The sequence below is a fragment of the Novosphingobium sp. BL-A-41-Hi4A-0G genome, from assembly GCF_055521735.1.
In genome coordinates this window covers 1,175,387-1,200,394 of sequence record NZ_CM145501.1, presented here as the reverse complement: position 1 = coordinate 1,200,394, position 25,008 = coordinate 1,175,387, and the positions used below count along the sequence as shown (strand labels likewise).

23 protein-coding genes and 4 tRNA genes are annotated in these 25,008 nt (G+C 63.1%); 11 read left to right on the top strand and 16 right to left on the bottom strand.

Annotated elements, in window-relative coordinates:
* Window positions 1-149 precede the first annotated feature (149 nt).
* The 4 genes from ACZ1JX_RS05785 to tkt are packed head-to-tail and all read right to left on the bottom strand — an operon-like array spanning window position 150 to window position 4,813.
* Window positions 150-1,337 carry a phosphoglycerate kinase gene (locus tag ACZ1JX_RS05785; protein ID WP_465125806.1) on the bottom strand — a complete coding sequence of 396 codons (1,188 nt, stop codon included), beginning with the start codon at window positions 1,335-1,337 and terminating at the stop codon, window positions 150-152.
* Window positions 1,334-1,804, bottom strand: coding sequence for an MOSC domain-containing protein (locus ACZ1JX_RS05780; RefSeq protein WP_465125805.1), 471 nt, complete (start codon window positions 1,802-1,804; stop codon window positions 1,334-1,336). The genes ACZ1JX_RS05785 and ACZ1JX_RS05780 overlap by 4 nt, the downstream gene beginning before the upstream one ends.
* 12 nt (window positions 1,805-1,816) lie before the next feature.
* Window positions 1,817-2,824, bottom strand: coding sequence for a type I glyceraldehyde-3-phosphate dehydrogenase (gene gap, locus ACZ1JX_RS05775; protein ID WP_144907090.1), 1,008 nt, complete (start codon window positions 2,822-2,824; stop codon window positions 1,817-1,819).
* Between the two features lie 21 nt (window positions 2,825-2,845).
* Window positions 2,846-4,813, bottom strand: coding sequence for a transketolase (gene tkt, locus ACZ1JX_RS05770; protein ID WP_465125804.1), 1,968 nt, complete (start codon window positions 4,811-4,813; stop codon window positions 2,846-2,848).
* Between the two features lie 220 nt (window positions 4,814-5,033).
* Between tkt and ACZ1JX_RS05765 the strand changes: the two genes are divergently transcribed.
* The 4 genes from ACZ1JX_RS05765 to ACZ1JX_RS05750 all read left to right on the top strand — a co-directional run bounded on the left by ACZ1JX_RS05765 (window position 5,034) and on the right by ACZ1JX_RS05750 (window position 6,596).
* The gene (locus ACZ1JX_RS05765; protein WP_465125803.1) at window positions 5,034-5,240 is read left to right on the top strand and encodes a hypothetical protein; all 207 of its coding nucleotides are present in this window, start codon (window positions 5,034-5,036) and stop codon (window positions 5,238-5,240) included.
* Window positions 5,237-5,593, top strand: coding sequence for a cell division protein ZapA (locus ACZ1JX_RS05760; protein ID WP_465125802.1), 357 nt, complete (start codon window positions 5,237-5,239; stop codon window positions 5,591-5,593). Before ACZ1JX_RS05765 ends, ACZ1JX_RS05760 begins: the two co-directional genes overlap by 4 nt.
* A gap of 200 nt (window positions 5,594-5,793) precedes the next feature.
* The gene (locus tag ACZ1JX_RS05755; protein ID WP_465125801.1) at window positions 5,794-6,381 is read left to right on the top strand and encodes a 5-formyltetrahydrofolate cyclo-ligase; all 588 of its coding nucleotides are present in this window, start codon (window positions 5,794-5,796) and stop codon (window positions 6,379-6,381) included.
* Window positions 6,378-6,596, top strand: a complete 219-nt coding sequence (locus ACZ1JX_RS05750; RefSeq protein ID WP_465125800.1) for a DUF2842 domain-containing protein — start codon at window positions 6,378-6,380, stop codon at window positions 6,594-6,596. Before ACZ1JX_RS05755 ends, ACZ1JX_RS05750 begins: the two co-directional genes overlap by 4 nt.
* Before the next feature lie 59 nt (window positions 6,597-6,655).
* Here ACZ1JX_RS05750 and ACZ1JX_RS05745 read toward each other — a convergent pair.
* The 7 genes from ACZ1JX_RS05745 to thyA all read right to left on the bottom strand — a co-directional run bounded on the left by ACZ1JX_RS05745 (window position 6,656) and on the right by thyA (window position 12,422).
* A tRNA-Asp gene (locus ACZ1JX_RS05745) sits at window positions 6,656-6,732 on the bottom strand.
* 139 nt (window positions 6,733-6,871) lie between these two features.
* Window positions 6,872-6,948, bottom strand: a tRNA-Asp gene (locus tag ACZ1JX_RS05740).
* 106 nt (window positions 6,949-7,054) lie between these two features.
* Complete coding sequence (locus ACZ1JX_RS05735) at window positions 7,055-7,627, bottom strand: YdeI/OmpD-associated family protein (RefSeq protein ID WP_465125799.1); 573 nt, start codon at window positions 7,625-7,627, stop codon at window positions 7,055-7,057.
* A gap of 29 nt (window positions 7,628-7,656) precedes the next feature.
* Window positions 7,657-8,985, bottom strand: coding sequence for a dihydrolipoamide acetyltransferase family protein (locus ACZ1JX_RS05730; RefSeq protein ID WP_465125798.1), 1,329 nt, complete (start codon window positions 8,983-8,985; stop codon window positions 7,657-7,659).
* A gap of 4 nt (window positions 8,986-8,989) precedes the next feature.
* Window positions 8,990-10,045, bottom strand: a complete 1,056-nt coding sequence (locus ACZ1JX_RS05725) for an alpha-ketoacid dehydrogenase subunit beta (protein ID WP_465125797.1) — start codon at window positions 10,043-10,045, stop codon at window positions 8,990-8,992.
* A complete protein-coding gene (locus tag ACZ1JX_RS05720; RefSeq protein ID WP_465125796.1) occupies window positions 10,042-11,349 on the bottom strand; it encodes a thiamine pyrophosphate-dependent enzyme in 1,308 nt (435 codons plus the stop codon). The genes ACZ1JX_RS05725 and ACZ1JX_RS05720 overlap by 4 nt, the downstream gene beginning before the upstream one ends.
* A gap of 128 nt (window positions 11,350-11,477) precedes the next feature.
* Window positions 11,478-12,422, bottom strand: a complete 945-nt coding sequence (gene thyA, locus ACZ1JX_RS05715) for a thymidylate synthase (protein WP_465125795.1) — start codon at window positions 12,420-12,422, stop codon at window positions 11,478-11,480.
* Between the two features lie 141 nt (window positions 12,423-12,563).
* On the opposite strand from thyA, the gene ACZ1JX_RS05710 reads away from it, so the two are divergent.
* Together ACZ1JX_RS05710 and ACZ1JX_RS05705 are read left to right on the top strand one after the other, a co-directional pair.
* Window positions 12,564-12,640, top strand: a tRNA-Pro gene (locus ACZ1JX_RS05710).
* Between the two features lie 203 nt (window positions 12,641-12,843).
* Window positions 12,844-13,446, top strand: coding sequence for a hypothetical protein (locus ACZ1JX_RS05705; RefSeq protein ID WP_465125794.1), 603 nt, complete (start codon window positions 12,844-12,846; stop codon window positions 13,444-13,446).
* Between the two features lie 61 nt (window positions 13,447-13,507).
* On the opposite strand, the gene recG is transcribed toward ACZ1JX_RS05705, so the two are convergent.
* Entirely contained in the window at window positions 13,508-15,565 is a 2,058-nt protein-coding gene (gene recG / locus ACZ1JX_RS05700; RefSeq protein ID WP_465126365.1) for an ATP-dependent DNA helicase RecG, read from the bottom strand.
* A 146-nt stretch (window positions 15,566-15,711) separates the two neighbouring features.
* Here recG and ACZ1JX_RS05695 point away from each other — a divergent pair, with 146 nt between their 5' ends.
* From ACZ1JX_RS05695 to mfd, 3 genes are all read left to right on the top strand, one after another.
* Complete coding sequence (locus ACZ1JX_RS05695) at window positions 15,712-16,095, top strand: host attachment protein (RefSeq protein WP_465125793.1); 384 nt, start codon at window positions 15,712-15,714, stop codon at window positions 16,093-16,095.
* A 109-nt stretch (window positions 16,096-16,204) separates the two neighbouring features.
* Entirely contained in the window at window positions 16,205-16,486 is a 282-nt protein-coding gene (locus ACZ1JX_RS05690; RefSeq protein ID WP_465125792.1) for an FAD assembly factor SdhE, read from the top strand.
* Window positions 16,487-16,513: 27 nt separating this feature from the next.
* Window positions 16,514-20,008, top strand: coding sequence for a transcription-repair coupling factor (mfd, locus tag ACZ1JX_RS05685; protein WP_465125791.1), 3,495 nt, complete (start codon window positions 16,514-16,516; stop codon window positions 20,006-20,008).
* Window positions 20,009-20,026: 18 nt separating this feature from the next.
* Here the strand turns inward: mfd and ACZ1JX_RS05680 are convergent, their stop codons facing one another.
* Entirely contained in the window at window positions 20,027-21,310 is a 1,284-nt protein-coding gene (locus tag ACZ1JX_RS05680) for an EAL domain-containing protein (RefSeq protein WP_465125790.1), read from the bottom strand.
* A gap of 152 nt (window positions 21,311-21,462) precedes the next feature.
* Here ACZ1JX_RS05680 and ACZ1JX_RS05675 point away from each other — a divergent pair, with 152 nt between their 5' ends.
* Both ACZ1JX_RS05675 and ACZ1JX_RS05670 read left to right on the top strand, forming a co-directional pair.
* Window positions 21,463-22,242 carry an NAD kinase gene (locus ACZ1JX_RS05675; protein WP_465125789.1) on the top strand — a complete coding sequence of 260 codons (780 nt, stop codon included), beginning with the start codon at window positions 21,463-21,465 and terminating at the stop codon, window positions 22,240-22,242.
* A 79-nt stretch (window positions 22,243-22,321) separates the two neighbouring features.
* A tRNA-Asn gene (locus ACZ1JX_RS05670) sits at window positions 22,322-22,396 on the top strand.
* Between the two features lie 30 nt (window positions 22,397-22,426).
* Here the strand turns inward: ACZ1JX_RS05670 and ACZ1JX_RS05665 are convergent.
* From ACZ1JX_RS05665 to ACZ1JX_RS05655, 3 genes are all read right to left on the bottom strand, one after another.
* Entirely contained in the window at window positions 22,427-23,248 is an 822-nt protein-coding gene (locus ACZ1JX_RS05665; RefSeq protein ID WP_465125788.1) for a hypothetical protein, read from the bottom strand.
* A gap of 45 nt (window positions 23,249-23,293) precedes the next feature.
* Window positions 23,294-24,472 carry a hypothetical protein gene (locus ACZ1JX_RS05660; RefSeq protein WP_465125787.1) on the bottom strand — a complete coding sequence of 393 codons (1,179 nt, stop codon included), beginning with the start codon at window positions 24,470-24,472 and terminating at the stop codon, window positions 23,294-23,296.
* A gap of 152 nt (window positions 24,473-24,624) precedes the next feature.
* Complete coding sequence (locus ACZ1JX_RS05655) at window positions 24,625-24,948, bottom strand: hypothetical protein (RefSeq protein ID WP_465125786.1); 324 nt, start codon at window positions 24,946-24,948, stop codon at window positions 24,625-24,627.
* Window positions 24,949-25,008 lie beyond the last annotated feature (60 nt).

Below are 25,008 nucleotides of genomic sequence, written 5' to 3'. Positions count from 1 at the left end.
CCCCGATTTCCGGCTCCGCATACCTATGCGCAAATGCGCCTTAAAAAGACGCTCAGCGTTTGAAGCGAGCGTCGGGACTGGCGCATTCCTATGCGGATACGCGCCATAAAGGAGCGCGTGCCGCAGTGCAACACGCGCTCCTCAATTTTTTACGCTTCGAGTGCGGCCACGCCGGGAAGCACCTTGCCTTCCATCCATTCAAGGAAGGCACCGCCTGCAGTCGAGACGTAGGAGAAATCGGCTGCGACACCTGCGTGGTTGAGCGCAGCTACGGTATCGCCGCCACCAGCCACGGAAACCAGCGAACCTTCCTTGGTCAGCGCAGCTGCGGTCCGAGCCAAAGCGACCGTGGCAGTATCGAACGGCTCGGTCTCGAATGCGCCCATGGGACCATTCCAGACCAGCGTGCGGCAGGTTTTGAGCGCATCGGCCAGTGCTTCGACTGCTGCCGGACCGACGTCGAGGATCATCTCGTCGGCCGCAACTTCGTGCACATTGCAGGTGCGAAGCGACGGCGGATTGGCGGCAAATTCCTTTGAAACGACGACGTCATACGGCAGGTGGACCGTGCAGCCCGCCTTGTCGGCGTTGTCGAGGATTTCCTCGGCGGTGCCGGTCAGGTCATGCTCGCACAGCGACTTGCCGACGTTCACACCGCGGGCGGCGAGGAAGGTGTTGGCCATACCGCCACCGATGATCAGATGGTCGACCTTGCTGACGAGGTGCTTGAGGACGTCGAGCTTGGTCGAGACCTTTGCTCCGCCGACAACTGCGGCCACCGGACGCTCAGGCTCACCAAGCGCCTTTTGCAGCGCCTTGAGTTCGGCCTCCATTGCGCGACCTGCATAGGCCGGCAGCACGTGGGCAAGTCCTTCTGTCGAGGCGTGGGCACGGTGAGCGGCGGAGAATGCATCATTGACGTAAATGTCACCAAGGCCGGCGAAGCGCTCGATCACCGCCGGATCGTTCTTCTCTTCGCCGCCGAAAAAGCGGGTGTTCTCGAGAACGGCGATTGCGCCGGGTGCAAGAGCCGCAACCGCAGCCTTGTCGCCTTCCCAGTCGATGTAGCTGACCGGACGGCCCAGCACATGCGAGAGCGGAGCAGCGAGCTTCTTCAGAGAGAATTCTTCGGAAGGTTGCCCCTTCGGACGGCCGAAGTGGGCAAGGACGAGGACCTTGGCACCTTTGTCCGAAAGCTCGTTGAGTGTGGCGATCGTGGCGCGCAGGCGGGTGTCGTCAGTGACGACGCCATCGGCCATCGGCACGTTGAGGTCTTCGCGCACCAGCACGGTCTTGCCGGTCAGGTCGCCGATATCGTCAAGCGTCTTGAAGCTCATTCCTCGATCCTCACTTCGTCGCCGATGGCAATCTCGCCATCGCTGATCACACGGCCGAGCACACCGCCACGCCAGTCTGGCATGAGCGCGCGTTTGAGGCCGGGGTGGATTTCATCCATGCGGTGGCATGGGTCGCATTCGCAGGTAGTCTCGATCCGCAGGCTTTTGCCGATGGCGATGACCTTGCCCGGCTCGCGCGGGAGACGGATGCCCTGCACCAGCAGGTTTGCCCGGCGCACGTGCCATGGCAAGTCATGATCCGGTGTGGGCCACAGTTCGGCGATTGCCGCTTCCCAGCTTTCGGCCTCAATCAGCGAGACCTGCCTGCATCCAGATTTACCGGGACGGATTGCCCCACGCAGATCGCCGCGAACGCCAAGTTCGCGGGTCACCGAAACGTGATCGAGCGTCTCAATGGCCCCGCGCGGCCTATCATGCCGTGCAATGCCACCGAGACGCCCGCTCATGTCAGCTTATCCTTAAAGGAACTTCGCCATCGCGCCCGCAGTGTCGAGCATGCGGTTCGAGAAGCCCCACTCGTTGTCGTACCACGAAAGCACGCGGACCAGCTTGCCTTCGAGAACGGCGGTTTCGAGGCTGTCGATGGTCGACGAGTGCGAATCATGGTTGAAGTCGATCGAGACCAGCGGCTCTTCGGTGTAGCCGAGCACGCCCTTGAGCGCGCCTTCGGCAGCAGCCTTGAGGACGCCGTTCACTTCCTCGAGAGTGGTGTCGCGCTTGGGCGTGAAGGTCAGGTCGACGACCGAGACGTTCGGGGTCGGCACGCGGATCGACGAGCCGTCGAGCTTGCCCTTGAGGTCGGGCAGAACTTCACCCACGGCAACGGCCGCACCGGTGCTTGTCGGGATCATGTTCATCGCAGCGGCGCGGGCACGACGCGGATCGCTGTGGATCTGATCGAGGATCTTCTGGTCGTTGGTGTACGAGTGGATCGTGGTCATCAGGCCACGCTCGATACCGATGGCTTCGTGCAGCACCTTGGCCATCGGCGCGAGGCAGTTGGTGGTGCAAGAGGCGTTCGACACGATCTTGTGATCGGCGGTCAGCTTGTCGTGGTTCACGCCATAGACGACCGTGAGGTCAACGTTCTTGGCAGGAGCCGAGATCAGAACGCGCTTGGCACCTGCGTCGATGTGCTTCTGGCCGCCATCGCGGTTGGTGAAGAAGCCGGTGCATTCTAGCGCGATGTCGATGCCGTTGGCGGCGTGCGGCAGGTTCGCGGGATCGCGCTCGGCCGTTACCTGGATGCGCTGGCCGTTGACGATCAGGTCATTGCCATCGACCGAGACTTCGCCCGAGAACGCACCGTGCACGCTGTCGCGCTTGAACAGCAGGGCGTTCGCCTTGGCATCAGCCAGATCGTTGATCGAAACCAGTTCGAGCCCGCAATCGGGCCGTTCGAGAATGGCGCGGGCCACATTGCGCCCGATGCGTCCGAAACCGTTGATCGCAACCTTGATCGCCATGTCAGCTTTCTCCTGTTGAATTTACGAAACCCGCGCGAGAACCTGCGGGACAATCTTTTCAGCCGTGAGGCCAAAGTGGTCGAACAGCACTTCGGCCGGAGCCGATGCGCCGAAGCTGTCGATGCCGATGGTCAGGCCATCGCCAACGTACTTCTGCCAGCCAAGCGTCACGCCAGCCTCGATCGAGACCTTGAGCGCATCGGCGGGGAGCAGGTCGGCCTTGTAAGCGGCATCCTGCTCGTCGAACAGTTCCCAGCAGGGGAAGGAAACGACGTCGGTGCCGATGCCCTTTTCCTCAAGCGCAGCGGCCGTCTTCATCGCGATCTCGACTTCCGAACCTGAAGCCAACAGCACGACCTTGCGCGCAGCAGTTGAGGAAACGAGGCGATAGGCGCCCTTTGCGCTCTTCATCTCGGCATCGAAGCGGACCGGCGGCAGGTTCTGGCGAGTCAGCGCGAGCACCGAAGGACGGTGCTTGTTCGCCAAGGCCAGCGACCAGGCCTCGGCCGTCTCGATGGCGTCGGCCGGACGGAACACCAGCAGGTTCGGGATCATGCGCAGCGACATGACATGCTCGACCGGTTGGTGGGTCGGACCGTCTTCGCCAAGGCCAATGGAATCGTGGGTGAACACGTAGATCGCCCGGACGTGCTGCAGCGCCGACATGCGCACGGCATTGCGGCAATAGTCCGAGAACACCAGGAACGTGCCGCCGTAGGGAATGATCCCGCCGTGCAGCGCCATACCATTCATCGCAGCGGCCATGCCGAATTCGCGGATGCCGTAATAGACGTAGCGCCCGTCGTAGCTTTCCGGCGTAAACGGCGCGGTCGACTTGGTCTTGGTGTTGTTCGAGCCGGTCAAGTCAGCCGAACCGCCAACCATTTCCGGCACATTCGCGGTGAAGGCTTCGAGCGCCATTTCGCTCGACTTGCGCGTGGCGACTTTGGGCGGATTGGCGATCAGCGACTGTACGTAGGCGTCAAAGCCGGTCTCAGCCGGGAGATCACCCGCCATGCGGCGAGCAAGTTCTGCGGCCTGCGGGTTCGCGGCGGCGCGGGCTTCCCACTCAGCGCGAGCGGCCTTGCCCAGTTCAGCCGACGAGCGCCAGTTGGCGAGAATGTCTGCCGGAAGCTCGAACGGAGCCGAGGTCCAGCCAAGGTATTCGCGCGCGGCAGCGATTTCGTCGGCACCCAGCGGCGCGCCGTGGACGTTGTGCCCGCCCTGCTTGTTGGGCGCGCCCTTGCCGATGATCGTGCGGCAGGCGACCAGCGAAGGGCGAGGATCGGCCTGCGCTTCCGACAGTGCGCGCGCGATGTCGGCGAAGTCGTGCCCGTCGCAGGAGGCGACGTGCCAACCCGAGGCTGCGTAGCGACCGAGAATGTCTTCAGTGGTCGAAAGCGAAGTGTCGCCATCGATGGTGATCTTGTTGTCGTCCCACAGCACGTTCAAGCGGCCGAGCTTCAGCGTGCCGGCAAGGCCCGCCGCTTCGTGGTTGATGCCTTCCATCAGGCAGCCGTCACCGGCGATTACCCAGGTGTTGTGATCGACCAGTTCGCTGCCGAACTGCGCGTTGAGATGGCGTTCGGCCATCGCGAAGCCCACGGCCATGGCAAGGCCTTGCCCGAGAGGACCGGTGGTCAGCTCAACGCCGGGGATGAGGAAGTTCTCCGGGTGCCCGGCGCAGACACTGTTCAGCTGACGGAAGTTGCGGATGTCCTCCATCGTCGGGCTTTCGTACCCCGTCAGGTGGAGCAGCGCATAGATCAGCATCGAGCCGTGACCGGCCGAGAGGATGAAGCGGTCACGGTCGGACCAGTTAGGTGCCGCAGGATCGTGCTTCAGGAACTGGGTCCACAGCACGGTCGCCACGTCGGCCATGCCCATGGGCATGCCGGGGTGACCGGAATTGGCTGCCTGAACCGCGTCCATGGCAAGCGCACGGATCGCGTTGGCCATGGGAGCCAGCGCGGTTGAATCGCGTGTCATGCTGAAAAAAGCCCTTCCCTGCGTGCGGCCGAACGGCGTTGACCGCATGAATCCGGTGATTCGGAGCGGGGCCTCTTTGGTCACCATAGGGCCAAGGGTCAAGGCTGCGGGGGGCGCTTCTTTGCTGCAGACGCACAAGTCCCGGTTTTGGCCAGCAGTTTCCGCGACCTTTCCTGCCAGACTGTTGCGCACGAGCGGCAATGTGGTAGCGTGCCCGACCATGGCGACGGAAGCACTGGACGCCGCGCTGGACAGGCTTGAGCAGGCGCTCGTGCAAGTCGAGAACGCGGTTGCACAACAGGGAACGCGGGGCGACGCGGGAGGAGAGGAGCTGGCGCTTCTCAAGGTCCGCCATCGCAGACTCAAGGATACTGTAGCGCAGGAATTGCGACAGCTTGATCTTCTGCTGGCAGGCCTGCCCAAATGAGCAATGTCAGCCTTCCGATCGGTGGACGTCTTTTCGGCGTATCATGCGCCGATGGCGAGGAAGAGCATATCGAGATGCTCGGCCGCATGATCGACGAGCGCGCCCGCAAGATTGGCGGCGGACAGAATGAGCCGCGCATGCTGCTTTTTGCCGCGCTGATGCTGGCTGATGAGCTTCACGAGGCGCACAAGCAGGCACCTGCTCCGTCCCCTGCCCCTGCTCCGGCGGCTGCCCCCGTCGAAGTCATCGCAGACCCTGAGACCGAGAGGCGCCTCGTCGATCGCGTGCTCCAACTGGCCGAGCGTATTGAAAAACTTGCCGGTGCCCTTGAGCAAGGGCCTGTGAGCGCTTAACTAAGCAGTGACGGGATCTGCCCGGCACGAGCCGCATGAACATCCCTGAGGCTATAAGCAATCCAAGGGGGCTGCCCCTGCATGGGACCCTGGTCCTGAGTAAGCGGTCCCCACCTGACGTCGAGGCGTCAGAGGATTTTCCGAGCTAACGACCCATGGTGGGCCCGTCACCCCCCTCTAATACTGATCCGGAGCACCCCGTGGAAGCCAAGACCGCGCTGCGCGAGCAACTCAGGGCGCAGCGCAATGCCCATGTGGCGTCGCTTGATCCGCGCGTGAAAGCCCTGATGTTTCGCCGGCCGCCCTCGCCTGTGCTGGCAATGGTACCGGCAGGTGCAACAATCGGTCTCTATCTCGCCGGTCCCGCCGAAGCCCCTGCTACTGCCTACGCGCAAGTGCTCCACGAAGCCGGGCACAAGGTTGCATTGCCATGGTTTGCAGATCGTACATCACCGATGATGTTCCGCGAATGGGCCTCGCCGTGGGTTGACGAATTGCTTGAACCCGGTCCGTGGAAAGGGATCGTACAGCCTGCCAGCGACGCTGCCGAAGTCGTCCCCGAGGTGCTGTTCGTGCCACTCGTTGGCTTCAGCGCAGATGGCGGACGGTTGGGCCAAGGCGGCGGGCACTATGATCGCTGGCTTGAAGCGAATCCGGCAACGCTGCCCATTGGGCTCGCATGGGATTGCCAGCGGGTCGACGACCTGCCCCGCGAGCCGCATGACGTTCCGCTCCACGCCGTGGTAACGCCAACACGAATCTACGGCCCATGGGAGCGTGACGCGTGAATCAGGATTACAAGCCGACCTGGCGCAAACCCGTAGGAATCCTCGGCCTCGTCGCCGCCCTCACGATATATGCCCTTGGCGTAGCCGCACTGTCGGACGTGATCGGGACGTGGCACGTGCTGCTGCAGACACTCGCCTACATCGTGCTTGGCACCGTGTGGCTGTTACCGCTGCGGCGGTTTCTTATCTGGATGGAAACCGGACGCTGGGGCTGAAACGGGGCGCTTAAGCCCCGCCGCATTCTAACCGCTACTGCTGTTGGAAATTCCCAAGGTGGCGCGAGTGACGGGACTTGAACCCGCGACCCTCGGCGTGACAGGCCGATACTCTAACCAACTGAGCTACACCCGCGTACCCCTTGGGAGCCGCGCCTCTATGGCAGGTCTGGCGGTGTGTCAACGGGCTTGAAAGCGGGAATTTTTCCACAGCTTGGCACCCGGCAGATAGGCAAAGAAAAAGGCGCCCGAAGGCGCCTTTATCATCTTCCCAATGGCGCGAGTGACGGGACTTGAACCCGCGACCCTCGGCGTGACAGGCCGATACTCTAACCAACTGAGCTACACCCGCTCACCCTTGGGAGCGCCGCCTCTATGGCAGAGTTTGCAGGCTGTCAACGCTCTTTGAACGTCATTTTCTGCCTGCCTGCATTTTCCTTTTGCCGACCAAATGTCGCTCAGCATTTCTGGTACTTCCAGTTGCGGCTCTTGCCCTCGCCGATCCATTCCACCGCCTGCGCAACGCGGTTGCCGCGTGTAACTTCGGTCTTCGCCTCGCCGATCCATTCGATGTACTCGCGGCGCTGGCCGGGTGGCATCGCTGCAAAGCGCTCACCCAAGGCAGCAGCTTCAAGGGCAGCCCGAAACGCGTCCGGCATTTCAGGAACGGGCTTTATCGCCGCCCGAGGCCTGGCAGTCTTTGGCGCGCAAAGACGCGCAACCGCAGCCTTCAGCCTCTCGGCCACGATTCCCTCGTCGGGGAACTCGTCAAGTGACGCGATCTTGCGGAATGGTCCGGTGCCGCCCGGCTGCTCATCGTGATGGAAAAACACCGAAACATGCGCCTTGAACGCAGCCATGCCTGCTAGGTTCTTACCACCAAGCGTAAAGTGCGGCATGCCCCACTTGATCGCTTCGACGCACTCGGGAACCTCCCGGTGCACCAGCGCGCGAAATCGCTCGAGGATCGGCCGCGCAAATGCGCCCGCCTTCGCAATGTGATCATCAATGCGCGGATCAGTTGTCGGCATGGCCACCTCCGATCCGCAGATCTACCACATCAATCGGTCAGCAGCAGCACCGGCGTTTCGATCAACTTCCTGATAGCCTGGACGCAGCTGGCCGCATCGTGCCCATCAACCACCCGGTGGTCGCAGCTCATCGAGATGTTCATCAGCTTGCGCTTCTCGATCCGCTCGCCACCCATGCCGTCCGGCACGAACATCGGGCGCTCGATGATACGGTTGGGGCCGATGATGGCGACTTCGGGGCGATTGATCACCGGCGTCGTCGCCACGCCGCCCAGGGGGCCGAGCGAGGTAATGGTCAGCGTCGAACCAGAAAGCTCTTCCGACTTTGCGCTGCCGCTGCGCGCCGCCTCAGCAAGGCGCACAATTTCGCGCGCAAGTTGCCACAGGTTGAGGCTCTGTGCGTTGCGGATCACCGGAACCATCAGCCCCGCGGGCGTCTGCGCCGCCATGCCAAGATGCACCGCACCATAGCGGGTGACCACGCCCGCCTCGTCATCATAACGCGCGTTGATCATCGGGAATTGCGGCAGTGTGCGGCAGATCGCGGTGATCAGCAGAGGCAACAAGGTAAGCTTCGGCTTGTCCCCCCGATTGGCGTTCAACTGCTCGCGCATGGCTTCGAGCGCCGTCACATCGCATTCCTCGACATAGGAGAAATGCGGAATGTGTCGTTTGGATGCCGCCATGTTCTCGGCAATGCGGCGGCGCATGCCGATGACCTTGATCACCTCGTCGCCACGCTCGACGCCTGCAGAGCGGTATCCGCCCATGGCGTTATAGGCGAGGAATTGATCGAGATCGGCGTGGCGTATGCGGCCTTCCTCGGACGGTCGCACTTCGGACAGGTCAATGCCCAGATCGCGCGCGCGCTTGCGGACGGCGGGGCTGGCAAGGACCTTGGCTCCGGCGTCACGCGTAACTGACTGCGCGAACGGCCTCGCTGGGACTGGCTTGGGCGTCGGCGCGGGCGGAGGCGGCGGAGGCGGCGCTGCAGCCTCTACCCTCTCCACATCTGCCGCGTCGGGCGTTTCTACCTCGATCCGCTCTTCCACGACTTTAGCCGTCGGAGCAGGAGAGGTGGACTGTGAATGCGCAGGCGCCTCTGCCTCCCCTTCCCCGTCCGTCTCAATCACGACAAGTGCAGAGCCGATCGCAACCACGTCGCCGACCTCTCCGGCGATCGAGACGATCCTGCCCGAAACCGGGCTTTCCATCTCGACGGTCGCCTTGTCGGTCATCATGTCGGCCAAGCGGCCGTCTTCCTCGACCATGTCGCCGACAGCCACGTGCCAGGCGACGATCTCGGCCTCTGCGATGCCTTCGCCGATATCGGGCAGGCGGAATGTGTAGGTTCCCATGGCTTCAGGCTTTCGTCAGACGGTCGATGGCCTCGCCGATGCGGACGGGGCCTGGGAAATAGGCCCATTCGAGGCTGTGGGGATAAGGCGTGTCGAACCCGGTCACGCGCTCGATCGGGGCTTCGAGGTGGTAAAAGCAGCGCTCCTGCACCAGCGCGGAAAGCTCCGCACCGAATCCGCAGGTGCGCGTCGCTTCATGGACGATCAGGCATTTACCGGTCTTTTCCACCGACTTCTCCACAGTCTCGATGTCCAACGGCACGAGCGTGCGCAAGTCGATGATCTCGGCATCCACGCCCTTCTCTGCACAGACCGCAGCAGCAACGTGAACCATCGTGCCATAGGCGAGCACTGTGAAGGCATTGCCCGGCCGCACGATGCGCGCCTTGCCTAACGGAATGGAATAGTACCCTTCCGGCACAACGCTGTCGGCATGCTTGGCCCAAGGTTCGACCGGCTTGTCATAGTAGCCGTTGAACGGGCCGTTGTAGATGCGCTTGGGTTCGAAGAAGATGACCGGGTCATTGTCCTCGATGGCCGCGATCAACAGACCCTTGGCATCATGCGGAGTGGACGGAATCACGGTCTTGATGCCCGAGACATGGGTGAACAGCGCTTCCGGGCTCTGGCTGTGTGTCTGCCCGCCGAAGATGCCGCCACCGAAGGGGGAGCGCACCGTCATCGGCGCGATGAACTCGCCCGCCGAGCGATAACGCAACCGCGCCGCTTCCGACACAAGCTGATCAAGCCCGGGATAGATATAATCGGCAAACTGGATCTCGGGCACCGGACGCAGGCCATAGGCGCCCATCCCTACTGCCACGCCGATGATCCCGCACTCGCTGATCGGCGTGTCGAACACGCGGGTCTTGCCATGCTTCTTTTGCAGGCCAGCAGTGGCACGGAAAACCCCGCCGAAATAGCCGACATCCTCGCCCATGACGACAACATTGGGATCGCGCTCCATCATGATGTCGAGCGCATCGTTGATCGCCTCGATCATGTTGAGGCGGCGGGTCGGAGCCTCGGCGAGACTGACCGGTGATTCTTCGTAGGTCATGCTTCCTTCCACGCTTCCGACCACTCTGGCCATTTCACGCGACGCTCATGGATCGCCTGCTCGCTCTGTTCCTTGAGATGCCAGGGCAGTTCCTCGAACACGTCCTCGAACATGGTGTGGAAGGGGTGGTGCAGACCGTGGCCCAGGATGCCGTTTTTCTCGGCCTCCTTGGTCGCCGCCTTGACCTGCTCCATCAGTTCGCGGTCCATCGCGGCGTGCTGCTCTTCGGACCACTCGCCAAGCACGATCAGATGATGCTTGAGGCGATTGATCGGATCCCCGAGCGGCCATTCCTCACGCTCGTGCGCCGAGCGATATTGGCCGGGATCGTCCGAGGTCGAATGACCCTCGGCGCGATAGGTGAAGTGCTCGATCAGCGTCGGCCCCGCGTTCGAGCGGGCACGGTCAGCCGCCCATTTCGTCGCGGCATAGACCGCGAGCGGATCGTTCCCGTCCACCCGCAGCCCCGCCATGCCATACCCGATAGCTCGCGCGGCAAAGGTCGTGCGCTCGGCCCCCGCGAAACCCGAAAAGCTCGAAATCGCCCACTGGTTGTTGACGACGTTGAAGATGACCGGTGCGTTATAGACGGTCGCAAAGGTCATCGCGGAGTGAAAGTCGCCCTCGGCCGTGGATCCTTCACCAATCCACGTGGCAGCGATCCGGGTGTCCCCCTTGATCGCGCTTGCCATGGCCCAGCCCACGGCTTGCGGATACTGCGTCGCAAGGTTTCCGCTGATCGTGAAGAACGATGCTTCGCGCGCGGAGTACATGATCGGCAACTGGCGGCCCTTCAGCTTGTCCGCGCGGTTCGAATAGATCTGGTTGATCATTTCGACGATCGGATAGCCACGCGCAATCAGAATCCCCTGCTGGCGATAGCTTGGGAAGACCATATCGTCGTCCGCCAGCGCCATCGCCGGTGCGACCGAAGTGGCTTCCTCACCCGTGCACTTCATATAGAAGCTGGTCTTGCCCTGCCGCTGCCCGCGATACATCCGGTCGTCAAACGCACGGGTCAGCGCCATCGTGCGGAGCATGCGGCGCAGTGTCTCGGCATCCAGCTTCGGATCCCACGGCCCGACCGCACGATGATCCTCACCCAGCACACGCACCAGATCGAAGCACAACGCCTGTGTTTCTGAAGCCGCGCACTGCTCGTCAGGTCGGGGCTGAGCGCCAGCGGGAGGGATGACCAGATGAGAGTAATCCACCTCGTCTCCGGGGCGGAACTTCGGTTCCGGCACGTGGAGCGAGAGCGGCGGCAAGTTGCCGCGCGCACCACCGTTCGTTCCGCCGCTCATCCTGTGAACGCCTGCATTTTCGACTCTCCCGCATCGAATCGCGCTTTGCACTTGCAAAAGCGCGATAGATGCAAAGTTATAGACGTGTGTTATTTTATTTCACACGCCTTTTCGAGTCAATCGCGAGGTCAGACCGCTACAGGGGCAGAAAGATGGCCCTGCGGCGCATATCCGGACACCTCGAAATCCTCGATCCGGTATCCAAAGATCGTATCGGGTCGGCGCACAATGGCAAGGCGTGGATCGCCCTCCGGTTCCCGCGCCAACTGAGCTTCGACGAGCTCTGCATGGTTGAGATAGAGATGTGTATCACCGCCCATCCACACCAGCTCGCCCGGCTCTAGATCGCACTGCTGCGCTAGCAGGCGCAGGAACAGCGCCGCTCCCCACAGGTTGAACGGCAAACCCAATGCCACGTCGCAGCTGCGCTGGTAAAGCATCCCGTTGAGGCGGTTGCCGGTCACATGAAACTGGTAGGTCTTATGGCAGGGCGGCAAGGCCATCTGGTCAAGCTCGGCCACATTCCAACCTTCCACGATATGGCGGCGGCTGCCGGGATTGTGACGCAGCGAATGCACGAGATCGGCAACCTGGTTCACGCCCTGTGGACGCTGCCGGAACAGCCCCTCGCCCGCCGGTTCGTAAACCGGCCAGTCAACCCACTGTTTGCCATAGACCGGCCCAAGGTCGCCCCATTCGCGCGCAAAAGCTGCATCGGCGACGATCCGAGCAGAGAAGTCGGCCCGAGAAATGCTATCACCAGTCGCCTTGCGATAGCGGTCTAGCGGCCAGTCGGTCCAGATCTCTACCCCTTGCGCGCAGAGTTCACGGATGTTGGTATCGCCGGTAAGAAACCACAGAAACTCCCGGGTCGCGGTCTTCCAGTAGACGCGTTTTGTCGTCAGCAATGGCATCCGCCCGTCGGACAGATCGAAGCGCAACTGCGCGCCGAACACCGAGCGCGTGCCGACGCCCGTGCGATCGACGCGCTCGTCTCCGCTCTCCCAGATCTCGCGCATGAGATCGAGGTACTGCCACTCATAGTGACGGGCGGAATCGGCGCGTTTCAACATGGTTCTGCTTCTATCGCCCCGCACTCGCCGGAGCAAAAGCCCACGGCTTAAAAAACTTGTTCCTACCCGCTTGCCAGCCCCGGATGTGCCCCGTATAGGGCGCGCCTGCCTTGCAGCCGGGTAACCGGTTTGCAGATCGGTCGGGGAATAGCTCAGCCTGGTAGAGCACTGTCTTCGGGAGGCAGGGGCCGGAGGTTCGAATCCTCTTTCCCCGACCACTTCATCCTTCGAGATGACTAAAAGGGCGGCCTTCGGGCCGCTCTTTTCGCTTGGCCAGCCCTCATCGCCTCGTCGCAGCTACGGCACAAGTCCTTCAATTCGCCCACATTTCCGCGTCGCAGGATCGCAAAGCGGGTTTCCGATCGGAACAACTGCGCCGAAATTGGCGATGTTATTCCGACAACTGGACAGGAAATCCCTAGTGAAAATCCGCAATATCACCGCAGCCCTTCTCGTCGCATCCATTCCCCCAGCCACTGCCGCAAGCGCACAAGAAGCAGCCGCAGGAACCGAAACGACTGCAACCGCAGAGTCACCCGCAACTGCAGCCACGCCCACTGTCGGCGCTACTGTTTATGACGTGAACGGCGCTGAAGTCGGCAAGATCAAGAGCGTCAATGCACCCAACTTCGTCATCGATACCGGCAAGAACTCGGCCACTCTCGCTCTGACCGCGTTGGGTTCGGGTCCCAAGGGTCCGGTTCTGGGCATGACCAAGGTAGAGCTTGATGCCGCAGCCGAAAAGGCAAAGGCCAACGCCAAGGCTGAGCTTGAAGCCGCAATCGTTGCCGATGCCCCGGTCTATGCATCCGATGGCACGACCCAGCTTGGCAAGGTCACCGAAGTGACTGCCACCGATTTCGTGCTCGATGCCGGCACCATGCGGGTCAAGCTTCCCAAAACCTCGGTCGCCAAGGGCGCTTCGGGGCTGATGATCGGCATGACTGCGCAGGCATTTTCCGATGCCACGAAGAGCGCTGGCAAGAGCGCTGACGCGGCAGCGACCAAGCCTGCAGGCAAGTAACAAAAGCTCAGGGAGCGGGCGGCGCGTTTACCCCTTTTTCGCGTCGCCCCAACCCGTCACGCTATCCCCCTCGCAACAGCTGGACGCCCCAGTCGCGCTCAAACAGATAGAGCAGCACACGCGCCGCTTCCCCGCGAGGCGAAGCCAAACCGCCATCGCGCTCCATAAGCAATCGTGCGTCATCATGCGCCAGGGGCAAAAGCCGCGCGATCTGCTCGAAATCGGCAACCTTGAACGGCGTATCACCCGATTGCCGAGTACCGAGCAGCTCGCCGCCGCCGCGCAGCCGCAAGTCCTCCTCCGCCAGTCTGAAGCCGTCCTGCGTTTCGCGCATCAGCGCCAGACGCTCGCGCCCCGTCTCTGACAGCGCCTCACCGCGCAGCAATAGGCAGGTCGACTGCTGGCTTCCGCGCCCTACGCGTCCGCGCAACTGGTGCAACTGAGCAAGGCCAAAGCGTTCGGCCTGCTCGATCACCATCAACGTGGCGTTCGGCACGTCCACGCCCACTTCGATTACCGTAGTCGCCACCAGCAATTGCGCCTCGCCCCGCGCAAAGCGTTCCATCGCTGCGTCCTTGATCTCGGGACGCAACTGGCCGTGGACCATGACGACTGTATCGCCGAACCTCTCCTTCAGCGCAGCATAGCGCGCTTCGGCAGCCGCAATGTCTTCGGTCTCGAGCTCGCGCACCATCGGGCACACCCAGTATGCCTGCGCGCCCTTGGCGATGTGCCGCGCAACACCCTCGACCACATCGGCGATCCGCTCGGTCGAAATCACCCGCGTGTCGATGGCCTGCCTGCCCGGCGGCATCTCGTCGAGCCGCGAGACATCCATCTCGCCATATTGCGCGAGGGTCAGCGTGCGCGGGATCGGCGTTGCGGTCATCGCCAGACAGTGAGGGGTGCGCTTGGCTTTCTGGGTCAGCATCAGCCGCTGGCCGACGCCGAAGCGATGCTGCTCGTCGATCACCACCAGCGCCAGATTGCGATAGGCGACGGCATCCTGAAAGATGGCATGGGTGCCGACGCAGATGTCGATGCTGCCATCGAGCAGCCCCATCAGGATCGATTCACGCGCCTTGCCCTTGTCACGCCCGGTCAGCAGCGTGATGTTCACGCCAGTCCCTGCAGCCATTCGAGTAAGCGTCTCGGCATGCTGCCTCGCAAGGATTTCGGTCGGCGCCAACAAGGCAGCCTGTCCGCCCGCTTCGACCGCGATCAGCATGGCGTTCAGCGCCACAGCCGTCTTGCCCGAACCGACATCGCCCTGCAGCAGCCGCAGCATCGGAGCCCCTTGCGCCACGTCGCTTTCGATCTCTGCAATCGAGCGCTTCTGCGCGCCGGTCAGTTCAAACGGCAGCTTGAGCTTGGCGCGCAGGCGCCCGTCACCATGCAGCGGGGTGCCCTTCTTGGCACGGTTGCTTTCGCGCACCAGCATCAGGGCGAGGCTGTTGGCGAGCAGTTCGTCATAGGCGAGGCGATCCTTCGCCGCCTTGTTCTCCACCTTGTGTGCGGCGGGCAGTGCCTCATGCCAGGCCGGCCAATCCATCTTCGCCAGCAGCCCCGGCTCGATCCATTCCGGCAGCATCGGCAGATGCGCCAACGCCTGCCCCACCAGCGCCTGCACCCGACCCTGCGTCAACCCTTCCGAAAGCGGATAGACCGGCTCGTTCAACTGGCCGAGCATGCCGGCGCTGTCTTCGCTGACATGGTCAGGATGAACGATCTGCCAGGTCTGCCCGAACTGGTCGAGCCGGCCCGCCACCCAGCGCTTCTCGCCCAGCGGCAGCTGCTTCTTGGCCGTATATGCGGCGCGCCCGAAGAAGGTCAGCGCCACATAGTTGCCCGCAGCATCCTCGGCCATGACACGAAATGGCCCGCGCCCCGCCGCCTGCCGATAATCGCGCGGTGTCAGTGGCAGCACGATTTGCTCCCCCAGCCCCGCTTCGTCGAGGTTCGCCACTGCCCTTCGCAGAACCCAGCGGTCCGGCAGGTGATAGGCAATATCGCGCACCCGCGTCAGACCCAGCTTGTCCAGCGGCCGCGCAAGACCGGGGCCCACGCCCTTCAGGCTGGAGCTTTCGGCAAACAGGGGATTGAGCAGATCGGGACGCATCGTGGAACGGACATAGGCCGCAACCGTTACATTCGCCAATGCCGCACATGGCGAAATTCACGGGCATTTTTGATCCAACGCATGGTTGTGCGGCCCTTCAGGTGCTTGGGTCATCTGCGACAACAACGAGAACAGGAGCCCAACCGATGCTGATCCCCCACGCAGCCGTGATTGCCATTGTAGATGGCAAGGCATGGGAGCTTTACCGCAATGCCGGAACGGAGGCCGCGCCCGAACTCGTGAGCCTCGAAACGCCCGAACTGGTCGAGCAGAACCACAGCAGCGGCGGAAGCCACGCTTCACCTCACCAACAGAACGAAGCCGCGCACTGCGCCGCCGTGGCCGACTGGCTGAACCGGCAGGTGCAGGGGCACAAGATCGAACATCTCGTGCTGATCGCCCCGCCCCGGGCTTTGGGCGATTTGCGTCACCAGTTTGGCAAGGCAACGCAACACGCCTTGATCAAGGAACTGGCCAAGGATCTGATCGGTCGCCAACCGGACGATATTCTCGCCGCGCTGCGAGGATGATCCAACCGAGGTAGCTTTCCGGCGCAGGGGGAAGGACCGCGCCGGGATGCCCTTTGGCCTAGGCCCTACGGCCCTTGTTTCGCTCGCGCGTTCGGCCTAACGGCAAGCCATGACCGAGCCTGCCGCCACGCCGCCCGAAAGCCTTCGCCGCATCCACTTCCGCGCCTGGCACCGTGGTACGCGCGAGGCGGACTACATGATCGGCTGCTATTTCGATCGCTACCACGCCTCGTGGACGCCCGAGCAGGTCGCATGGTTCGAAGATCTGATCGAGGAAGACGACGTCGAGATCATGGCCTGGGCGCTCGGCACCCAGCCCGTGCCCGAGAAGTACGCGGGCCCGATGATGGACGCCATGCGCAAGCTGGACTACGTCGAGATCCCGCGCTGATTTCGCGTCTCGCGCGTTAGACCCGCCATGTCAGACCTCGCCCGGATCCTCTCGGCAAAGACGCCGCTCACGCTTTCGTCCGTTGCGCGCGGCGCGCAGCCGCTCGTGCTGGCTGACCTCGCCCGCGCCGCCAAGGGCCGTGCCGTGTTCATCGCGCCTGATGAAGCAGCGATGCGCGCGATTGCCGATAGCGCCGCGTTCTTCGCGCCGGACCTTGAGGTCATCGACTTCCCCGCGTGGGACTGCCTGCCGTTCGACCGCGCCTCACCCGCGCTTTCCGTCAGCGCCCGCCGTCTCGCCGCCTTGCAAAAGCTGCAGCACAAGCGATCCGGCCCGCAGCTGCTCGTCACCACGATCAACGCCGCGCTCCAGCGAGTGCTCACCCCTTTCCGCCTCCGCGAATCCACCCGCCTGCTAACGCCGGGTGCTGAAATCGGCCGCGAAAGCCTGATCGCGCTCCTGCAGCGCCAAGGCTATTCGCGCACCGATACCGTCGTCGACGCAGGCGAATACGCGGTGCGCGGCTCGGTCTTCGACATCTTCCCGTCTGGCCTTGACCATGGCCTAAGGCTCGATTTCTTCGGCGACGAGCTCGAAACCCTGCGCCTGTTCGATCCGAACACGCAGCGCTCGGTCCAGCCCGTCGAAACGCACCTCCTGCTCCCCGCCAGCGAAGCCCTGCTCGATGAAGACAGCATCAAGCGCTTCCGCAGCCGCTACCGCGAACTGTTTGGCGCCAACGCCACCGGCGACCCGCTCTATCAGGCGATCACCGACGGCCGCCGCCTTGCCGGCATGGAGCACTGGCTCCCGCTGTTCGAAGACCGCCTCGTCACCCTGTTCGACCATCTGGGCGAAGGCGATCTCGTCCTGATTGACACGACCGCGATCAAGGCAGCCGAACAGCGCGTTGCCGACATTTCCGACTACCACCAGTCGCGTCTCGACAGCTCGTCCAAGGCCCCCGGCAGCTATCGCCCCCTGTCAGAAACCGCGCTCTACCTCTCGCGCGACGAACTGGACCGCGCGCTGGCAGGCTGGCCCGTCCACCGCACCACGCTGTTTGCCGAGCCAGAGTCCAGGCAGGTCGTCGATTTCGGCTTCGCCTCCAGCCACGATTTCACGCCCGAACGCGCCGCCGCCACCTCTGGCGGCACCAACATTTACGAAGCGGCCGCCAAGTACATCTCGGCCCTCGGCGTTCGCGGCAAGAAGCCGATCATCGCGGCTTATACCACCGGTTCGCGCTCACGCCTCGCCTCGTTGCTGGCTGAGGCGGGCAAGTTTACCCCACAGATGGCCGAAACCTGGCAGGAAGCGCTAGGCCTCGCCGCCAGCGGTAAGCCCGCCGCCGTGGTCCTGCCGCTCGAACAGGGCTTTGCCAGCGACGATCTGGAACTGCTGACCGAGCAGGACATCCTCGGTGACCGCCTCGTCCGCCGCAAGAAGAAGCGCAAGGACGCCGACGCCTTCCTGGCCGAGCTGTCCGCCCTCACCCCCGGCGATCTCGTCGTCCACATGGACCACGGCATTGGTCGCTATCTTGGCCTCGAAGCCATCGGCGTCGGCGATTCCCCTCACGATTGCGTCCAGCTTGAATACTCCGGCGGCGACAAGCTCTACATCCCCGTCGAGAACCTCGATGTCCTCTCGCGCTACGGCTCTGACGCCGATGGCGTTGCGCTCGACAAGCTTGGCGGCGAGGCATGGCAGCGCCGCAAGGCGCGGATGCGCGAGCGCATTCTTGAAATGGCCGGCCAGCTCATGGCCACCGCCGCCCACCGCGCGCTGCGGCAGGGCGAAATCCTCCCTGTCGATCCCGCCAGCTACGGCCCCTTTGTCGATCGCTTCCCGTGGGAGGAAACCGAGGATCAGGAACGCGCCATCGGCGATGTCCTGTCCGACATGGTCGAAGGCAAGCCGATGGACCGCCTCGTCTGCGGCGACGTCGGCTTCGGCAAGACCGAAGTCGCTCTTCGTGCCGCCTTCGTCGCGGCCATGCAGGGCGTTCAGGTGGCCGTCATCGCGCCGACCACGCTACTCGCGCGCCAGCACTACTCGAATTTCGTCGAGCGCTTCAACGGCTTCCCGCTCCAGATCGGCCGCCTCTCGCGCCTCGTACCTGCCAAGGAATCAGCGGAAACCAAGGCCGGCCTCGCCGCTGGCACGATCGACATTGTCGTCGGCACCCACGCGCTGCTCGCCAAGTCGGTAGAATTCAAGCGCCTCGGCCTCGTCATCGTCGATGAGGAACAGCGCTTCGGCGTCACCCACAAGGAGAAGCTGAAGGAACTGAAGGCGGACGTCCACGTCCTCACTCTCACCGCCACGCCGATCCCGCGCACACTGCAGATGGCCATGTCAGGCCTGCGCGAGCTGTCCACGATCCAGACCCCGCCGGTCGACCGCCTCGCCACCCGCACTTACGTGATGCCATGGGACGACATGGTGATGCGCGAGGCGCTGCTGCGCGAACACCAGCGCGGGGGGCAGAGCTTCATCGTCGTACCGCGCATCGCCGACATGCCGGAACTGGAAGAGTGGCTGCGGCTGAACGTCCCAGAAGTCCGCTTCGTCACAGCGCACGGCCAGATGATCCCGACCGAGGTCGAGGACCGCATGGGCGCGTTCTACGAAAAGAAGTACGAAGTCCTGCTGTCGACCACGATCATCGAAAGCGGCATCGACATTCCCTCGGCCAACACCATCGTCATCCACCGCGCCGACCGCTTCGGCCTTGCCCAGCTCTACCAGCTGCGCGGTCGCGTCGGCCGCGCCAAGATCCGCGCCTACGCCTACCTCACCTATCCCGAGACGATGGCCCTGTCCGAAGTTGCGGAAAAGCGCCTCAAGGTGCTCGGCGATCTCGACAGCCTCGGCGCAGGCTTCCAGCTGGCCAGCCACGATCTCGACATTCGTGGCGCAGGCAACCTGCTCGGCGACGAACAGTCGGGCCATATCAAGGAAGTCGGCTTCGAACTCTACCAGTCCATGCTGGAAGACGCGATCCTTGCCGCCAAGGCGGGCGACATCGGCCTTGCGCGTGAACGCGAGGCGCTGAGCCCGCAGATCACGCTCGACGCGCCGATCATGATCCCCGAGGACTACGTACCCGATCTCGCCGTGCGCATGGCGCTATACCGCCGCATGAACGATGCCGAAGGTCCGGACGCGGTCGAGGCTCTGGCCGCCGAAATGATCGACCGGTTCGGTCCGCTCCCCGGCCCGACCCAGAACCTGCTGCGCCTGATCGAGGTCAAGCGGCAGGCCATAGCCGCCAACATCGCCAAGATCGACGTCGGCCCCAAGGGCGCGCTGGTGAGCTTCCACAAGGACACGTTCCCCGATCCCATGGGCCTGATCGGCTACGTCGAGCGCCTCAACGGCGTCGCCAAGCTGCGTCCCGACAACAAGCTGGTCATCACCCGCGCGTGGGGCACGGCAGAAGGTCGCCTCAACGGTCTGGTCCAGCTGACCAAGGGTCTTTCGGCAATCGCGAGGCGGGCGAAGAAGGTGGCTTAGGCCGTCTGCTCAGTCGGATCAGATCAGCGCAGTGATCTCGTCCGCGCCAACCGGCCCGGATCGCAGAAACCCCTGAAAGGTATCGCACCCTTCCTCGACGAGCACCGCAAGCTGGCTCTCGCGTTCTACACCCTCGCACACCAGCTTGAGCCCGAGCGCACGCGCCATGGCGACAATGGCGGTAAAGATCGCCCGGTCCCGCGCATCGCTGTCCACATCACGCACCAGCGAGGCATCGAGCTTGATCGTATCGAGCGGCAAGGCCTTCAGCGTGCGGAAGTTCGCATATCCCGTACCGAAATCATCGAGTGCTATTCTCACGCCAAGACTGGCAAGTTCAGCCAAAGCCTCGGACGAGCGCGCGAAATCGGCCACGAGTGCGTGCTCGGTCACCTCAAGCGTCAAGCGCGCAGGCGCGAAACCGATCGACCTAAGCAGTTCCGAGAAGTCTGCAGAGAAACTGTCATCGGCCAGATCTTCCGCGGTAACATTCAGCGAAACGGCAAGCCCTTCCGGCCAAGCCGCCGCAATGGCCAGCGCCTTTCTGGCAATATGGCGCGATAACTGCGCGACGTGATCGCCACGCTCGGCTATTGCGAACAGCGTCTCCGCGCCCATCCGGCCCAGCTGGGGATGATCCCACCGCGCCAGGGCCTCAACGCCTGCAAGCGATCCATCTGCGACGGCATATTGCGGTTGAAACACCAGACCGATCTCATCCCGCGCCATCGCTCCGATCAAGTCCGCCTCAAGCCGCGCAGCACTGCGCCCCCGAGCACGGTGCGATCCGTCCGCCCAAAGGAGACGCCGCCCGGCCTGCTGCTGCAGCGAGCCCAGCGCCTGATCCAAACGATCGATCAACGCCGCCCCGCCCTCACCAGGAAGCCCGCGCAGCAACGCCGTGCGCGGTACCAGATGCAGCACATCGCCGCTCATCGGCAGGCTGCGCGATATCCGGCGGGTCAGCGCTTCAGCCAGCCACTGCCAACGATCGCGGCTGATCGTCCCACTGCTGGCCACAAGGAATTCGCCCCCGCCGACCCGTGCGACCAGCGCATTGGCTTCCAGTTCCTTGGCAGCAAAGTCGGCAATGCGGCGAGCGATTTCCGCTAACACGCTGTCGCCACCTGAATGACCATAGGCAAGGTTCACAGTGCGGAACCGGTGCAAGCCGAGCAGCATGGCGTGGACATAGCCGCGCTGATGCCCCGCGAACCACGATGCCGCTCCCGCCATGCCGGGAAGCCCGGTAAGGCTGTCGCGCACATCGTCGGCGCTGGAAAGTCGCGTGGGCCTTGGCATCGTCGCATCTTTAGCGGGCTATCCTTGCCAAAGCGTTCCGCCTGTGCGCCGCGCTGCGTTTGCCATGCTTTTGTGCATTGCGCCAATCCGGTCCGCCCCATATCTCCCCGTCAGGACTTTTTCTGCTGCGTTCGACGGGGGCTTGAAGACAAATGCCGGATTTCGCCCGCCTCGCCCTGCTGGCCTCGCCCAGCGAGCGCGCTCAGGACGCGTACGAGACGCTGCTGAAGAGTCGCGACTGGGTGCCGCTCGAAGAGGCAGACGCGGCCGTGGTGATCGGCGGTGACGGCTTCATGCTGCAGACGCTGCATACCATGCTCGATATCGACCATGTCGTTCCCGCCTTCGGCCTCAATCTCGGTACAGTCGGCTTCCTGATGAACAAGTACAGGTCGAGCCGCAGTATCGAGGAGCGCCTTGCCAAGGCCACGCGAATCTCGGTCTCGCCCCTGCGGATGACCGCGATCACCAACACCGGCGAGGAACACTCGGTCTGCGCGATCAACGAAGTGTCGATCCTTCGCGAAACCCGCCAGACCGCCAAGCTTGAGGTCAGCGTCAATGGCAAGGTGCGCATGCCCGAACTCGCCTGTGACGGCGTGCTCGTGGCTACGCCTGCTGGTTCCACCGCCTACAACCTCTCTGCCAACGGCCCGATCCTGCCGCTGTCCTCCAACATGCTGGCGCTCACCCCGATCAGTCCCTTCCGCCCTCGTCGCTGGCGCGGCGCGATTCTGCCCGACACTTACGAGATCGTGTTCAAGGCACTCGAATCGGTGAAGCGGCCGGTCCTCGTCGTGGCCGATCAGAAGGAGGTGCGCGACGTGCGCGAGGTGCGCGTCAAAGCCTGGCCCGAGCATCGCCTGACCCTGATGTTCGACCGTGGGCAGAGCCTCGAGGACCGCATCTTCGCCGAACAGTTCATGGTCTGAGAGAAAATTGAAAACAGGTGCTTGCCAAACCGGAATCGCCTGTTATTAGCGCGGTCCTGCCCCGGGAGACCGAGGCTGCTCCCTGATAGCTCAGCGGTAGAGTAGGTGACTGTTAATCACTTGGTCGTAGGTTCGAATCCTACTCAGGGAGCCATTTCTTTCGATTAGAACAGCGCATTGCGCTTCACTTCGCCCCATCGTCCGGTGGGGCGTTTCCGCGTATGGCGCCGTCGCCTCTTGGCTTGCCTCTCCAACTCACTTCACGCACTGCATTATCCGCGATCAGGCAATAGGCATCGAGCGTGGTGTTGCCGAGATCGCCGCGGATCACGATATTCTGTCGGGTCAGGGAATTGAACGCTATCACCACGTGACTCTGCGGGTTGGTCAACTGGCTGGCGATGTGGGCGTGATTGTCGGTTGGCCCGCTACGGTTCTTGTTCACGAAGACGTTATTGACCGCAAAGAAATCCGAACAGCCTCCGCTGCCCGTGAAGAACAGGTCCTGGGCCACGATTTGCGTGGCGACGTTGTCCATGATCACCACGTTTTCCTTGACCACTCCGGTGGCGTTCTTCTGGTAGAAGTCGGCATGCAAGTCGAAGTAGCTGAAGAGCTTCAGCGATTTGCCTTCGACCGGCAACGGGCCCCAAGGTCCGATGGTGCCCAAAGCTTGGTTGGACGCGGCAAGATGAGTGTTGTCGACAACTCGAGCCGACCAGTCGGGCAGACTGTTGAGCCATCGAGCCACGCCGGCGAAATCGTAATTCGTCCCTGCAAAGTGAACTGCATCGCCATTACCGGTGGCGAAAGTCCCCACCGTCACGCCATCGACCATCGCGGTGAACACCCGTGATGCTGCAAGGTTGGTGCCGGAACAAGCAAGCGTCGCAGCGCCCTGGCCTGCGTAGGTGATTTCGAGCGCGGGGCGATAGACGGTCCAGTCCTCGGTCGTGTCCCATTCGCTGACACGGTTGCCATAGACACACAGACTTTCGGTGAACATGTCAAAAGCGCCGCGCTGAAGCGTGCAATTGCGCGCGAGCGAGCACTAGACCATTGCGTTGTGGAGGTTCGTCGCCGTCACGTCGGTAAACCAGGGCCAATCACGCACCACCTGAGCAATAGGTCGCGACCCCTTGCGCCACAGCGCCGCACGCCCGGCCGGATCGCTGTTGGTCATTGTGCAGCCATCCAGCCAGTGCTGCCGGTTGGTCGGCCTCTCGTGATAGAGTTGAAAGACGTTGCGGAAATCGAGCGTCAGGTTTGCACCGCGAAAGCAGATCGGCTCCAGTCGAGGGCGCATCGTGTTGACTGCGTCGTAGTTTCTCACTCCAGTCTTCGGCTGAGCCTTGCCAATCACGACCGGGTCCGTCGCGTCGACGACCGTATAACCCCAGGTATGGTAACCTGCAGCCAGTCCATCCCATTCGTGTAGCCCACGCTCGACGATAGTGATGCGTGCAAAGTTGGCGCCGCGCTGACGGATGTGCTCCGCCGCCGCCTGCAGGGTCGGAAACCGTCTCCCCGCAATTGCCGGACGCGATGGTGCCACGATCAGTTCGAGATCATGCATCTTCGCCCGGGGGTGGAACCGGTAGGGCCCAATGACACGGACCTGCATCGTCGGATCGCGCGGGATGGCCCTGAACCAGACTTCCGCGCCACCGTCGGCGCTCTCGACAATGTGGCGCCCATCATGAACGAGTTCAGCCCACCAACCGAAGGCCGAACGTATCACGCCCCCAGCATCACGATAGTGCCACATGGTCGGACGCTCGATACGCGCCATGCGGCCCTCGAAAAACACTTCCACGCCCGCAAGGCCTAGATTGGTGAGGCAGTCGCCGCGATCGTTCGCCCCGGCGGCAACGCCAACGACCATACGATCCACATAGACTTGCCCTGGCGGCACCAGCAGTCGCATGGCTGGCTTCGCCGTGGTGCGCGCTGGGTCCTGTGGCACTTGCGCAAAGCCTGAACCGGCGAGGCCGTTCCAGCTATCGCCGGGCGTTAAGGAAACCGTCGCCCCGCGTGCCTCCAGGGTCGCCAGTCGCTCCATTTCTGCAAAGGCGCTGGCAGGCCTGCCACCTCCCTTGCCGCCGGGACCCGCCATCAGCGGCGTTCCGGGAAAGACAACCCCAGCGAGCAGGGCACCAATCATCTGACGGCGATCAAGGCGGAATCCGCGTTTAACGTTGAATGAGTCGGTAGGATCCCGCTGGCTCATGGTCTGCACCTCGTTGCGCCGACCATGCTAGCGATACCTGCTGCGGCTTGCATCAAGCCAATGGCAGACGCCCGCCCACGGTCGTGGCCTTGTCAGCCAGATCAAGTTGCCGGTCGCTGAACGGACGCAAGCCTTCCAACAAGGGTGCGCCTTCAGTGCCAGGTCCGCAGGCGACCACCCAGCAATGCATCAAGAACGGCCGGATGCAGGGGCTCTGCCAGTCGCAGCGTCACACGGAACCCACCACTTTCCTCGACAATCGCAGCGCGTGATTCGAGGCCCGGAAAGGTGAGCCATACCATCGTTCCGAGACGCGGATTCTCCATGCAGTCGACCTGCGCGGTGTCGCATGAAATCGAGCGGACATTAACCTTGGCCCGAAACACGCCCCGCCGGTAACTTGCCTGCAGGAGCGCGGGCTCTAGCCCGCCGGAGTGCAGAACCGTCTCAGTCTGAATGTTCCGATCAAGCCACATCGCCGCTCTCCAGTCGCGCTGCGTTAACGCAAATGGAGAACGGTAACCTGACCGGATTTT

Coding starts and splice junctions, on each gene's coding strand:
- ACZ1JX_RS05665 (WP_465125788.1), bottom strand. CDS start 23,248: ATGTTCACCGAAAGTCTGTGTGTCTATGGCAACCGTGTCAGCGAATGG.
- ACZ1JX_RS05680 (WP_465125790.1), bottom strand. CDS start 21,310: ATGCCAAGGCCCACGCGACTTTCCAGCGCCGACGATGTGCGCGACAGC.
- ACZ1JX_RS05720 (WP_465125796.1), bottom strand. CDS start 11,349: ATGAGCGGCGGAACGAACGGTGGTGCGCGCGGCAACTTGCCGCCGCTC.
- recG (WP_465126365.1), bottom strand. CDS start 15,565: ATGCGTCCCGATCTGCTCAATCCCCTGTTTGCCGAAAGCTCCAGCCTG.
- ACZ1JX_RS05760 (WP_465125802.1), top strand. CDS start 5,237: ATGAGCAATGTCAGCCTTCCGATCGGTGGACGTCTTTTCGGCGTATCA.
- ACZ1JX_RS05690 (WP_465125792.1), top strand. CDS start 16,205: ATGACCGAGCCTGCCGCCACGCCGCCCGAAAGCCTTCGCCGCATCCAC.
- ACZ1JX_RS05785 (WP_465125806.1), bottom strand. CDS start 1,337: ATGAGCTTCAAGACGCTTGACGATATCGGCGACCTGACCGGCAAGACC.
- ACZ1JX_RS05655 (WP_465125786.1), bottom strand. CDS start 24,948: ATGTGGCTTGATCGGAACATTCAGACTGAGACGGTTCTGCACTCCGGC.
- ACZ1JX_RS05780 (WP_465125805.1), bottom strand. CDS start 1,804: ATGAGCGGGCGTCTCGGTGGCATTGCACGGCATGATAGGCCGCGCGGG.
- ACZ1JX_RS05765 (WP_465125803.1), top strand. CDS start 5,034: ATGGCGACGGAAGCACTGGACGCCGCGCTGGACAGGCTTGAGCAGGCG.
- thyA (WP_465125795.1), bottom strand. CDS start 12,422: ATGTTGAAACGCGCCGATTCCGCCCGTCACTATGAGTGGCAGTACCTC.
- ACZ1JX_RS05725 (WP_465125797.1), bottom strand. CDS start 10,045: ATGACCTACGAAGAATCACCGGTCAGTCTCGCCGAGGCTCCGACCCGC.
- ACZ1JX_RS05735 (WP_465125799.1), bottom strand. CDS start 7,627: ATGCCGACAACTGATCCGCGCATTGATGATCACATTGCGAAGGCGGGC.
- ACZ1JX_RS05695 (WP_465125793.1), top strand. CDS start 15,712: ATGCTGATCCCCCACGCAGCCGTGATTGCCATTGTAGATGGCAAGGCA.
- ACZ1JX_RS05730 (WP_465125798.1), bottom strand. CDS start 8,985: ATGGGAACCTACACATTCCGCCTGCCCGATATCGGCGAAGGCATCGCA.
- ACZ1JX_RS05675 (WP_465125789.1), top strand. CDS start 21,463: ATGCCGGATTTCGCCCGCCTCGCCCTGCTGGCCTCGCCCAGCGAGCGC.
- ACZ1JX_RS05660 (WP_465125787.1), bottom strand. CDS start 24,472: ATGAGCCAGCGGGATCCTACCGACTCATTCAACGTTAAACGCGGATTC.
- tkt (WP_465125804.1), bottom strand. CDS start 4,813: ATGACACGCGATTCAACCGCGCTGGCTCCCATGGCCAACGCGATCCGT.
- gap (WP_144907090.1), bottom strand. CDS start 2,824: ATGGCGATCAAGGTTGCGATCAACGGTTTCGGACGCATCGGGCGCAAT.
- mfd (WP_465125791.1), top strand. CDS start 16,514: ATGTCAGACCTCGCCCGGATCCTCTCGGCAAAGACGCCGCTCACGCTT.